Here is an 11,682-nt window from a genome sequence, read left to right as displayed (position 1 = left end):
ATTAAATCATATAACGAAGAATACGGACTGAACTGAATTTTTTGTTGCTGAACTAACATCTAAAAAGCCTTATGGTTACAGTTAAAAATACGAAAAAAGGAGCAAAAAACTATAGTTTTCTACTCCTTTTTTATTATATAATTAATTCTTAAAAAGACTTTTTCAGTGCCCTCAAGAAAATGGGAGGCTTTTTTTTTGAACTTTATTTAGTGAAAAATATGAATTTAAATTATACTATGAAAAATTTTAAAATCCAGCATGTAAATTGTTTTAAAGTCAAAAAAATGATTTGCGTAGATGTTATCATGTGTATTTGCGTCTTATGATTCCAAAAGTATAAGTTTATAACCCAACTTAAAACCCTTTTGGATGCCTATTCAAAAAGGTTTTTTGTTTTAATACCATATTACAATTTTAAAAAATTTAATGCGAATGAAACCAATAATGAATTTAGAAACTTAACACCTAAAAATTATGAGCACAACAAAGTATTTACAAAAAACATTTCAGTTATTAAAAAGGATTTCTAATAGGAATAAAAAACAAAAGGAGAGTCATTCTGAGAACATGTTGATTCATCCTAGATTTGAGATTTCAAAAAACGACGCTTTGGCACAAAAAGTAGTACCTAATTCTTTGCTTTTTTTAATGTATTCCCAAGAGAATGAAGCGTTTTTTATTTAAGAAATCCGAATTTATTTTCGGCATTGAGATTTTCAAAAAGGCATTCAAAATTGTTGTTTTGACGCGGTGATAACTGTAATTAGTTTTATGTTACTTCGTCAAAATAACAATTGTATGTTTAATGTTTTTTATTTTTTAGTTGAACCAACTAAAAAATCGATTGCGTATAAAAATTTGGTTGTTACAAAAAATAGTAGTTAATTTGTGCTTTAAAGTTCAAAAACGTATTGAAATGTTATAAAGAAAGGCAGAGGGATTAGACCCGATGAAGCCTTAGCAACCCTTCGATTTATCGAAGAAGGTGCTGCATTCTACCACGCCTAACGTGGAAAGATAACACTAAGAATTTGTCTAGTTAAACCTAGCTTTCTTTCTAATATTTCCAGACACAAATCAAAAATCATAACAGATTTGCAATTGGAAAATAAAATCACATCTATTACATTACAAAATTTCACCACAGAAAGCGGGGTTTTTTATGCTAGCTTAAATTTGAGCTTTCAAGTTTTTGGATTAGCCTTACACACAGCTCCCATTGTTTTGGTCAATCATGCATTGACTGGAAATTCCCAAGTTGTGGGAGATAACGGTTGGTGGAATGATTTAATTGGTGCCAACAAAACCATCGATACCAATAAATATACAATACTCGCTTTTAATGTTCCCGGAAATGGTTTTGATGATGTTATTATTGAAAATTATTCGGATTTCACTACTAGAGATATTGCCAGGATTTTTATTGAAGTGATTCGTTTTCTTAAAATAGAACGACTTTATGCTATTATTGGTGGGTCAGTTGGTGGCGGAATTGCTTGGGAACTTGTTGCTTTGGAACCAACAATAACCCAAAAATTAATTCCTATTGCAACCGATTGGAAATCGACGGATTGGTTAATCGCGAATTGCTTTTTGCAGGAACAAATCCTTAAAAATTCGTCAAAACCTATCGAAGATGCTAGAATTCATGCGATGCTCTGCTACAGAACACCAGAATCTTTTACTGCAAAATTTCAGAGAACCACAAATGAGGAATTAGCCATTTTCAATGTAGAAAGCTGGTTGAGTCATCATGGTAAAAAGTTGCAAAAACGTTTTCAAATATCGTCCTATAAAATGATGAATCAATTATTGAAGACTATAGATATTACTAGAAACAGCGATTCATTTAAGGAAATAACATCTCGAATTGAAGCTGATATTCATATTATTGGAATTAATTCAGACTTGTTTTTTACGGCAAATGAAAATAAAGCAACCTACGAGGAATTAAAAAAATATAAAAATAATGTTACCTATCAGGAAATTGTTTCCATTCACGGACACGACGCTTTCTTGATAGAATACAAACAATTACACAATTTGCTTCAGGATATATTCTAAGCTAAAAAAACAACAACACAATGAAAATATTAAAATTTGGAGGTAAATCTTTATCGAATGGCGAAGGAATAAATAAAGTGGTTGCGATTATTTCCGATAAAGTAAATCAAGGAGAAGAAATTGCAATTGTAGTATCTGCAAGAGGTAATGCTACTGATGAATTAGAAGAAATTTTAAGTGTCGCCTCTAAAAACGAAGATTATAAACCGCTTTTTGAGGATTTTAAGAAATACCAGATTGATGATTATAGTGAGATAGATTTGTCTGAGGAATTTAATGTTTTGGAGAAATTATTTGAAGGTGTAAGTTTAATTGGTGATTACAGTAACAAAATAAAAGACCAAATTTTATCTCAAGGAGAACTGCTTTCTGCCAAATTACTTACCGCTATTTTAATCGAAAATGGAATAAATGCCCGTTTTGCAGATACCAGAGAATTGATAAAAACCGATTCTAAATTTGGAGATGCACAACCTTTGGAACAAATTTCAAAGAAAAATGTCATTAATTATTTCAAACAAAATAATGGAACAACAGTTAACATTATTACTGGTTTTATAGGCTCTAATAATAATAATGACACCACTACTTTAGGAAGAAATGGTAGTAATTATACTGCTTCTTTGATTGCGAATTACTTAAATGCGGAAGAATTACAGAACTACACACACGTAGACGGAATTTATACTGCGAATCCTGACTTAGTTCTTGATGCTAAAAAAATCGATCATTTATCGTTTAATGAAGCGAATGAAATAGCGAATTTTGGTGCGACAATTCTTCATGCTAAAACTATAATTCCTTTATTGGAAAAAAACATTCCTCTCCGTATTTTGAATACTTTCAATCACGAGAATAAAGGAACCTTAATTACTTCTAATTCTAACAAGGAAGGAATCAAAACACTTTCAGTGCTTGAAAACGTAGCTTTGGTCAATTTAGAAGGTAGAGGTTTGTTAGGGAAAACGGGTGTAGATGCCCGAATTTTCAGAGTGATGGGTGACAATGATATCAGTGTGAGTATCATTTCACAAGGTTCTTCAGAGCGAGGGATTGGTTTGGTCGTAGCTGCTGATAAAGCGACAAAAGCGATGATTGAATTAGAAAAAGAATTCGAAAATGATTTTTATTCTAAAGATGTAAATAAAATAACGGTAACGGATAATGTTTCGGTGATTTCTATAATTGGTCAGGATTTGAGTACGTTCCACAAGCCTTACACGGCGTTGATAAAAAATAAAATTGTCCCAATTCTTTTCAATAATACTGTAACGGGTAAAAACGTAAGTTTGGTTGTAAAGAAATCACAGTTGCACAAAGCCTTAAATGTGATTCATGGAGAGATTTTTGGAGTGTCTAAGAAAATCAATATCGCTATTTTCGGACATGGATTGGTAGGCGGAACGTTGATTAACCAAATATTGGAATCAGCTGCTGCCATCGAAAAAAGAAAAGATATCAAGTTGAATGTTTTTGCGATTGCAAATTCTAGCAATGTACTTTTAAATAAAAACGGTGTTACTCCAAACTGGAAAAACGAAATTCAAAACAATGGTTTCTCTTATACTATTGATGATGTAATTGCCTACGCAAATGAGCATCACTTAGAGAATTTGATTGCGATTGATAACACGGCAAGTGCTACATTTGTTGAAAATTATATTCCTCTTGCAGAAAGCAGTTTTGATTTGATATCGTCTAATAAAGTGGCTAATACGTTGAGTTATAGTTTTTATAAAAAATTGCGAAAAGTTTTAGCTCTCAACCAAAAAAGTTATCTTTATGAAACGAATGTTGGAGCTGGATTGCCGTTGATTGACACCATTAAATTACTACATCTTTCGGGTGAAAATATCACTAAAATTAAAGGTGTTTTCTCGGGAACCTTGAGTTATTTGTTCAATAATTTTTCTGCAAAAGAGGCTCCATTCAGCGAGATATTGAAAGAAGCAATTGATAACGGATATACCGAGCCAGATCCAAGAGAAGATTTATGTGGGAATGATGTTGGACGAAAATTATTGATTTTGGCTAGAGAGCTCGACTTGCAAAATGAGTTTGAAGAAATTAATATTCAAAATTTGATTCCAGAACATTTACGTGAAGGTGATGTTTCTGATTTCTTGAATAAATTGACGGAGTTTGATCCTATATATGCTAAAATAAAAGCAGAGCAAAAACCGAATCACGTGTTGCGATACATAGGCGAATTATCGGGAGATTTGCAAAATGACAAAGGAAATTTGGAAGTAAAACTGGTTTCTGTACCATCAGATACTGCATTGGGCGGATTGAAAGGTTCAGATTCTTTCTTCGAAATTTACACAGAATCGTATGGCGACCGACCAATTGTAATTCAAGGCGCAGGCGCAGGGTCAGCAGTAACGGCAAGAGGTGTTTTTGGAGATATTTTAAGGTTGTCGGATAAAGGGTAAAGATAGTGTTCAGTGATCAGTTTTGAGTAATCAGTAAGAAAAGCAATTGATATGAATGTCATTTTTATTATAATTGGAATGAATGTGTCATTGATATTCTTGTTTGATAAAAGTAAGTTAGATAGCAAAGAATGGTTTTTTAAACTATTAATTTTAAATGTAATATTATTTTTAATTGCTTTGATAAGTTACTTTACTGGTTTTGGAAAGAACACAGCCATTAATTCATTATTTGTGCCATTGATGGCGCAGTTTGCATATTATGTATTAAGCAAATCATTTTACTTAAAATATAAAAGAAACAGTGTCGATACTTTTTGGACAATGGATAAGTCTTTATTTTTAGATGGGTGGTTCAATTATATGTTCTGGCTTATTTCAATATTACTTTTTCTATTCGTGTTGTAATAAAATATAAATTTAAAAAAAAGGGACTGCCTCCAGTCTTGGCTCCCTTTTCGCCACGGCGAAAGGGTTGGGGAGGTGAATATTATGAAAATAACATTAAACAGAGTAAACGACAATTTCCATTTTGAATTAAAAAACGAAAGAGGGCACATAGTTAACGTTGATAGCCGACCAGAATTTGGCGGAAATGATATGGGTGCCAGTCCGATGGAATTAGTATTGATGGGAGTTTCGGGCTGCAGCGCCATCGATATGATTTCGATTTTGAAAAAACAGCGTCAGGAAATCACTTCATTCAAAGCTGAGGTAGAAGGAGAACGCGTACAAGTTGGAGAAGCGAAACCTTTCAAGGATATTCACATTGTGTTTTATCTGGAAGGTCCCATCAATGAAGAAAAAGCAGCTAGAGCCGCACAGCTTTCTTTCGAAAAGTACTGTTCGGTTTCTAAAACATTAGAACCAACAGCAACGATACATTATAAAGTAGTTTTGAACGGAGTAGAGTTGGCGTAAAGTTAAATTCATCAACTTTTAAAACTTTAATTTTAAACAATAAAGAGTTTTTTATAAAAAATTACGCAATAAAACTTTGTGAATCTCGGTGATTTCTTCGTGAATCTTTGTGAAACAACTCTTTGAAATATATTAACAATGAACGAACAAGATTTTGGTTTCGAAACCCAAGCCATACGCAATCAGTTAGAAAGAACACAATATTTAGAACATTCGGTACCTTTATATTTAACTTCCAGTTTTGTATTTGAAGATGCCGAAGATATGCGTGCCTCGTTTGCAGAGGAAAAAGACAGGAATATTTACAGCAGATATAGCAACCCAAACACCAACGAATTTGTAGACAAAGTGTGTGCTATGGAAGGTGCTGCAGCTGGTTTTGCCTTTGCATCTGGAATGGCTGCGGTGTATTCGACTATGGCTGCTTTATTAAAATCTGGAGATCATATTGTTTCTTCTAGTAGTGTTTTTGGAGCCACGCATTCGTTGTTTATAAATTATTTCCCAAAATGGAACATACAAACCTCGTATTTTGATATCAATCAACCCGAGACTATTGAAGGTTTGATTACACCTGATACAAAAATTCTATTTGCAGAGTCTCCAACCAATCCCGCTGTTGATATTATTGATTTGGAATTACTTGGAAATATTGCCAAAAAGCACAATTTAATTTTAATAATTGACAACTGTTTTGCAACGCCTTATTTGCAGCAACCAATCAAATGGGGAGCGCATTTAGTGGTGCATTCGGCTACTAAATTAATGGATGGTCAAGGTCGAGTTTTGGGAGGAATAACTGTTGGTGATGCTGAATTGATTCAGAAAATCTATTTGTTTTCTCGACTTACAGGACCTTCTTTATCACCTTTTAATGCGTGGGTATTGTCTAAAAGTTTAGAAACATTAGCCATTCGATTGGACAGACATTGCGAAAATGCTTTGAAAGTAGCGGAGTTTTTAGAAAATCATCCTCAGGTGAATAAAGTAAAATATCCGTTCCTGAAATCGCATCCTCAATATGAAATTGCACAGAAGCAAATGAAGTTGGGTGGGAATATTGTTGCTTTTGAAATTAAAGGAGGATTAGAAGCCGGAAGAGCTTTCTTAGATAAAATTAAATTATGTTCGCTTTCGCCAAATTTAGGTGATACGAGAACTATTGTTACGCATCCGGCCTCGACAACGCACAGTAAATTATCTGTTGAGGAACGTTTGGCTGTGAGTATTACCGATGGATTAGTGCGTGTTTCTGTAGGTTTAGAAACCGTAAAGGATGTCATTGCCGACTTAGAGCAAGCATTGTCTTAGTGATTTTTTGATTTGGGATTAACGATTTTTGATTGCAGATTTTCTATTTGACAACAATCGTTAATCTCCTTTCACCATTTTTCATTCAAAAAGTATATTTTTGTTGTTACAACATAATACAATTAAATTTCTGATAATGTAAAATTCGAAATCAAAAATCGTAAATCTTCAATTTTATATCTTTTTTAAATGCTTTCAAAAAAAACAAAATACGGAATTAAAGCTTTGACTTTTTTGGCTCGCCAAAAAGATAATACTCCTGTTGCTATTGCTGATATCGCAAAGGCTGAGCATATTTCAGTTAAGTTTTTAGAAAGTATTTTATTATTACTTCGTCATTCTGGTTTCTTAGGAGCCAAAAAAGGAAAAGGTGGAGGCTATTATTTGATAAAAGATCCTAAGGACATCAATATGGCTCATGTGTACCGCATTCTTGAGGGTCCCATTGCACTATTACCTTGTGCAAGCCATAATTTTTACGAAAAATGTGAGGATTGTACTGATGAAGCAACTTGTGCTGTTAGGAAACTAATGATTGAAGTTCGGGATAACACCTTGAAAATTCTGGAAAGTAACACATTGGGCGATATTGCTTTCTAGTTTGTTTTATACAATTTTGAACTCTAATAAATGGATAGTCTACTAAAGGCGTAGACGAAACATAGTAAAAGTATGGTTTTAGAAAACTAATTTATACCCTACAAAAAATAACATTAGTGCTATGGCATTTCTAAGAAATAAATCGGGAACTTTTCCACTCAACATACTACCTATGTAAATTCCAGGAAGTGATCCCAATAAAAGTTGAGCAAGTAATTCTAAATCTAAATTTCCCATTGTTGCATGGCCTAATCCAGCAACGAGTGTCAAAGGTACAGCATGGGCAATCTCTGTCCCAACTAACTTTGGTGTAGCTAAAAGTGGATATAAGAAAAATAAAGTTACAGTGCCTAATGCTCCTGCTCCAATAGATGTAAGTGTAACTGTTGCACCTAATAAAAGGCCTATGGCTACAGTTAATGCATTTTGGGTTTTACTTTCACTGTGGAATTTGTCACCAGCATGTTTTTGAGAAAAAATTAATAGTTTCTTTTTGAATAAAACGGCTATCGAAGTTAGAAGTAATGCCCAGCCTAAACTATATTTTATTACTGAATTCAAAACGGTAATGTCTGTTTTTATACTATGTAAAATCCATAATGTTAATAGTGCAGCAGGAACACTTCCTAGAGAAAGCCAACCTGTTATAGACCAATTTATATTCTTTTTTTGGTGGTGAACATATACGCCCCCCATTTTAGTAAATGCAGCATATAATAAATCAGTTCCTACAGCAGTAGATGGAGGAATTCCAAACCATAATAAAATAGGCGTCATTAAAGAACCGCCTCCTACGCCAGTCAATCCTACGATAAACCCAACACTTAAACCTGCAACTACTAATCCTATTTGAAAGTCCATAAATAAAATTTGTGGCAAAAATAACAACAATAAAGTTATTATCCTATAGGATATGTAGACTAAGTGTAAATAATTTAAAATATTTCATTAGCAATGCTTGGTTTTTAAGGATTAAAAGTTGAGAAGTACTTTTTAACTGACTCGTTATTTGTAGTAGTTGTTTGTTATAATAAGTTTAATTTGAGGTAGTTTAACAACTAATGCTGATATTTATACTAAAGCAAAAAAGTATTATTTTGTTTTGTAGTTTGGAAATAAATACTATTTTTGCACTATAATCTACTAAACCGATAGGGTATTAGATTTAATGATAAAAACAAGGACCAAATGAGTGCAACGACAGTACAAAATTTAAAAAATGCAGTAAAAGACTTTTCAATTGAAGAGACTTTAGCTTTTTTGGCAAATGAATTTAAAGATAAGGTAGTTTTTTCTACTTCTTTTGGACAGGAAGACCAAGTGATTACTGCTTTAATTGCCAATAATGATCTGCCAATTACCATTTTTACTTTAGATACTGGAAGATTATTTCAAGAGACGTATGATGTTTTTCATAAGACATTGAAAAAATATCAAATAGATATTAAAACCTATTTTCCGGACACTACAGCTGTACAGGAATTATTGAATAAAAAAGGTCCAAACAGCTTTTATGAATCGGTGGAGAATAGAAAAGAATGTTGTTTTATTCGGAAAGTAGCGCCTTTGACTAAAGCTTTAAATGGGAATTCGATTTGGATTACTGGTTTAAGAGCAGAACAATCCGAAAACAGAAATGATTTAGATCTTTTTGAGTACGACTCTAACTTTGATATTATAAAATTCAATCCCTTATTAAGGTGGACTTTGCAGGAAGTAGAGGAATATTTAGAAAAAAATAATGTGCCACAAAACACATTACACAAAAAAGGATTTGTAAGCATCGGATGTGCGCCTTGTACTAGAGCCATTACTCCGGATGAAGATATCAGAGCAGGTCGATGGTGGTGGGAATCCAGTCATAAAGAATGTGGTTTACACCAGAAATAGATAGCAGAGGTTAGAATAAAGAGAAAAGAAAAAATAATAATAGTTAAGAGATTTTAGATGAGGTTTCAACAGCCTTAAACTTTAAACTTTAAACTTTTAAACTAATAATAATGAGTACCATATTAAAAACAAACGCATTAGAAAGCGAAGCGATATACATATTTAGAGAAGTAATTTCTCAATTTGACAAACCGGTATTGCTTTTTTCTGGTGGAAAAGATTCGATTACTTTAGTACGTTTAGCACAAAAAGCATTTTTTCCTGCTAAAATACCTTTTCCATTGTTGCACGTAGACACGGGACATAACTTTCCGGAAACTATTGCTTTCAGAGATAAATTAGTGGCAGAATTAGGATTGGAATTAATCGTTCGTAATGTTCAGGATGCTATTGACGAAGGTAAAGTAGTTGAAGAATCAGGGAAATACTCTAGCAGAAATAGTTTGCAAACAACTACACTTTTGGATGCCATCGAAGAATTCAAATTTGATGCTTGTATTGGTGGTGCACGTCGTGACGAAGAAAAAGCAAGAGCTAAAGAACGTATTTTTTCTGTTCGTGATGATTTTGGTCAATGGGATGAGAAAAACCAACGTCCAGAATTATTTGATTTATTGAACGGAAAAATTGAAAATGGTCAAAACGTTCGTGTTTTCCCAATTTCTAACTGGACAGAGCTGGATGTGTGGAGTTATATTGAGCAAGAACAAATCGAAATTCCATCGATTTACTTTTCACACAAACGTAAAGTATTCTTGAGAGACGGTATGATTTGGTCACATTCTCCATTTGTGTACCAAGAAGAAGATGAAGAAATTGAAGAAAGAATTGTTCGTTTTAGAACCGTTGGAGATATGAGTTGTACAGCAGCTGTTGATTCTTACGCAGCAACAATTCAAGAAGTTGTAGGCGAAATCAGATCTTCGACTATTTCAGAAAGAGGAGCCAGAATTGATGACAAACGATCTGAAGCTGCGATGGAGAAAAGAAAACAACAAGGGTATTTTTAGAATCCCCACCCCAGCCCTCCCCGAAGGGGAAGGAGCCTAGCTAAAAAAAATAAATTTTATAGTCTAGGGGTTTAGGGAAAAAATAACTAAATAAGAAAGTAAAATTTTAATTAAAAAAAACGTCGGACTCGGCTCCCTCCCCTTCGGGGAGGGTCGGGGAGGGGAAAGTAGATATGGAAGTTTTAAAAATAGCAACAGCAGGAAGTGTAGATGACGGAAAGAGTACCTTAATCGGGAGATTATTATACGATACAAAATCATTGACTACAGATAAAATCGAAGCAATAGAAAAAAGCAGCAAACAAAAAGGATATGATTATCTTGATTTTTCTTTGGCTACCGATGGATTGGTTGCTGAGAGAGAACAAGGAATTACGATTGATGTGGCGCATATTTATTTTTCGACAGCTAAGAAAAGTTACATTATTGCCGATACTCCGGGTCACGTAGAATATACACGTAACATGGTTACGGGAGCTTCGACTTCACAAGTTTCAATTATTTTGATTGATGCTCGTAAAGGCGTTATTGAGCAAACATACAGACACTTTTTCATCAATAATTTATTGAGAGTAAAAGAAGTGATTGTTGCGGTAAACAAAATGGATTTAGTTGATTATTCTGAAGAAGTTTACAACAAAATCAAAGCTGATTTTCAGGCATTGAATAGCAAAAGTTCATTCAAAGAGCAAAACGTTAGTTACATTCCGTTGAGTGCTATCAATGGAGGAAACGTTGCAGATAAATCGGAGAATATGCCTTGGTATACAGGTCAAACTGTTTTGGAACATTTAGAAGCTTTAGAGCCTGAAGATGTTTTTGAAACAGGAAAAGCACGTTTCCCAGTTCAAACCGTAATCCGACCAAAAACGGAAGAGTATCACGACTTCAGAGGATATGCCGGAAAATTATACGGGAACAACATCAAAGTGGGTGATGCAGTAACTATACTTCCTTCGTTAACAGAATCTCAAGTGACTAAGATTCACTTTTTTGACAAACAATTTGATGAAGCTACAGCAGGTTCTTCGATTACTTTGGAGCTGGAAAACGATATCAATGTAACAAGAGGCGACATGATTGTAAAATCGAATGAGCTTCCTAAAATTGAGAAAGATATTAATACAACGATTTGTTGGATGGATAGCAAAAAGTTAGTTCCAGGTGCTAAATATTTGGTACAACACAATACGAATAGAGTTTTGGCAAAAATTGAAAGTGTAAAAAACGTTATCGCTACAGATTATTCGGGAGTTACACCAGCAGCTCAATTGGCTATAAATGAAATAGGCGAGGTAAATATTAAATTAAGCAAAGCTTTGTATTTTGATGCCTACAATGACAACAAATCAAACGGCGCTTTTATTTTAATAGACGTTGCAACTAATACAACAGCGGGAGTTGGATTTATAAAATAAGAATCCCCACCCCAGCCCTTTCGCCGCGGCGAA

11 protein-coding genes and 1 riboswitch are annotated in these 11,682 nt (G+C 33.7%); of the genes, 10 read left to right on the top strand and 1 reads right to left on the bottom strand.

Going from position 1 to position 11,682, the window contains the following annotated elements; genetic code table 11:
* Positions 1 to 474: 474 nt before the first annotated feature.
* The 7 genes from DFR66_RS12115 to DFR66_RS12085 all read left to right on the top strand — a co-directional run bounded on the left by DFR66_RS12115 (position 475) and on the right by DFR66_RS12085 (position 7,331).
* Complete coding sequence (locus DFR66_RS12115; RefSeq protein ID WP_114755095.1) at positions 475 to 684, top strand: hypothetical protein; 210 nt, start codon at positions 475 to 477, stop codon at positions 682 to 684.
* 232 nt (positions 685 to 916) lie between these two features.
* A riboswitch (SAM riboswitch) is annotated at positions 917 to 1,024 on the top strand.
* A gap of 77 nt (positions 1,025 to 1,101) precedes the next feature.
* On the top strand, positions 1,102 to 2,064 hold the full coding sequence (locus DFR66_RS12110; protein ID WP_242008675.1) for an alpha/beta fold hydrolase: 963 nt from the start codon (positions 1,102 to 1,104) through the stop codon (positions 2,062 to 2,064).
* A gap of 20 nt (positions 2,065 to 2,084) precedes the next feature.
* Positions 2,085 to 4,499 carry a bifunctional aspartate kinase/homoserine dehydrogenase I gene (gene thrA, locus DFR66_RS12105; protein ID WP_114755094.1) on the top strand — a complete coding sequence of 805 codons (2,415 nt, stop codon included), beginning with the start codon at positions 2,085 to 2,087 and terminating at the stop codon, positions 4,497 to 4,499.
* 51 nt (positions 4,500 to 4,550) lie between these two features.
* Positions 4,551 to 4,907: a hypothetical protein gene (locus tag DFR66_RS12100; RefSeq protein WP_114755093.1), complete on the top strand. Its 357-nt coding sequence runs from the start codon at positions 4,551 to 4,553 to the stop codon at positions 4,905 to 4,907.
* 84 nt (positions 4,908 to 4,991) lie between these two features.
* The gene (locus DFR66_RS12095; RefSeq protein WP_114755092.1) at positions 4,992 to 5,420 is read left to right on the top strand and encodes an OsmC family protein; all 429 of its coding nucleotides are present in this window, start codon (positions 4,992 to 4,994) and stop codon (positions 5,418 to 5,420) included.
* 138 nt (positions 5,421 to 5,558) lie between these two features.
* The gene (locus DFR66_RS12090; protein ID WP_114755091.1) at positions 5,559 to 6,731 is read left to right on the top strand and encodes a trans-sulfuration enzyme family protein; all 1,173 of its coding nucleotides are present in this window, start codon (positions 5,559 to 5,561) and stop codon (positions 6,729 to 6,731) included.
* Positions 6,732 to 6,920: 189 nt separating this feature from the next.
* Positions 6,921 to 7,331, top strand: coding sequence for an RrF2 family transcriptional regulator (locus DFR66_RS12085; protein ID WP_114755090.1), 411 nt, complete (start codon positions 6,921 to 6,923; stop codon positions 7,329 to 7,331).
* Between the two features lie 78 nt (positions 7,332 to 7,409).
* On the opposite strand, the gene DFR66_RS12080 is transcribed toward DFR66_RS12085, so the two are convergent.
* Complete coding sequence (locus DFR66_RS12080; protein ID WP_114755089.1) at positions 7,410 to 8,192, bottom strand: sulfite exporter TauE/SafE family protein; 783 nt, start codon at positions 8,190 to 8,192, stop codon at positions 7,410 to 7,412.
* A 327-nt stretch (positions 8,193 to 8,519) separates the two neighbouring features.
* Here DFR66_RS12080 and DFR66_RS12075 point away from each other — a divergent pair, with 327 nt between their 5' ends.
* The 3 genes from DFR66_RS12075 (at position 8,520) to DFR66_RS12065 (ending at position 11,649) form a co-directional block, all read left to right on the top strand.
* Positions 8,520 to 9,221, top strand: coding sequence for a phosphoadenylyl-sulfate reductase (locus DFR66_RS12075; RefSeq protein WP_114755088.1), 702 nt, complete (start codon positions 8,520 to 8,522; stop codon positions 9,219 to 9,221).
* A 110-nt stretch (positions 9,222 to 9,331) separates the two neighbouring features.
* Positions 9,332 to 10,231 carry a sulfate adenylyltransferase subunit CysD gene (cysD, locus tag DFR66_RS12070; protein WP_114755087.1) on the top strand — a complete coding sequence of 300 codons (900 nt, stop codon included), beginning with the start codon at positions 9,332 to 9,334 and terminating at the stop codon, positions 10,229 to 10,231.
* Positions 10,232 to 10,404: 173 nt separating this feature from the next.
* Positions 10,405 to 11,649: a sulfate adenylyltransferase subunit 1 gene (locus tag DFR66_RS12065; protein ID WP_114755086.1), complete on the top strand. Its 1,245-nt coding sequence runs from the start codon at positions 10,405 to 10,407 to the stop codon at positions 11,647 to 11,649.
* Positions 11,650 to 11,682 lie beyond the last annotated feature (33 nt).

The sequence above is a fragment of the Flavobacterium glaciei genome (assembly GCF_003350545.1).
GTDB lineage: Bacteria > Bacteroidota > Bacteroidia > Flavobacteriales > Flavobacteriaceae > Flavobacterium > Flavobacterium glaciei.
The sequence above is the reverse complement of the archived record's forward strand: the minus strand, read 5'-3'. Positions and strand labels throughout refer to the sequence as shown.

What these genes read in the sequence shown, in the direction of transcription:
- DFR66_RS12115 (WP_114755095.1), top strand. Translation starts at nt 475, where the DNA reads ATGAGCACAACAAAGTATTTACAAAAAACATTTCAGTTATTAAAAAGG.
- thrA (WP_114755094.1), top strand. Translation starts at nt 2,085, where the DNA reads ATGAAAATATTAAAATTTGGAGGTAAATCTTTATCGAATGGCGAAGGA.
- DFR66_RS12100 (WP_114755093.1), top strand. Translation starts at nt 4,551, where the DNA reads ATGAATGTCATTTTTATTATAATTGGAATGAATGTGTCATTGATATTC.
- DFR66_RS12095 (WP_114755092.1), top strand. Translation starts at nt 4,992, where the DNA reads ATGAAAATAACATTAAACAGAGTAAACGACAATTTCCATTTTGAATTA.
- DFR66_RS12090 (WP_114755091.1), top strand. Translation starts at nt 5,559, where the DNA reads ATGAACGAACAAGATTTTGGTTTCGAAACCCAAGCCATACGCAATCAG.
- DFR66_RS12085 (WP_114755090.1), top strand. Translation starts at nt 6,921, where the DNA reads ATGCTTTCAAAAAAAACAAAATACGGAATTAAAGCTTTGACTTTTTTG.
- DFR66_RS12080 (WP_114755089.1), bottom strand. Translation starts at nt 8,192, where the DNA reads ATGGACTTTCAAATAGGATTAGTAGTTGCAGGTTTAAGTGTTGGGTTT.
- DFR66_RS12075 (WP_114755088.1), top strand. Translation starts at nt 8,520, where the DNA reads ATGAGTGCAACGACAGTACAAAATTTAAAAAATGCAGTAAAAGACTTT.
- cysD (WP_114755087.1), top strand. Translation starts at nt 9,332, where the DNA reads ATGAGTACCATATTAAAAACAAACGCATTAGAAAGCGAAGCGATATAC.
- DFR66_RS12065 (WP_114755086.1), top strand. Translation starts at nt 10,405, where the DNA reads ATGGAAGTTTTAAAAATAGCAACAGCAGGAAGTGTAGATGACGGAAAG.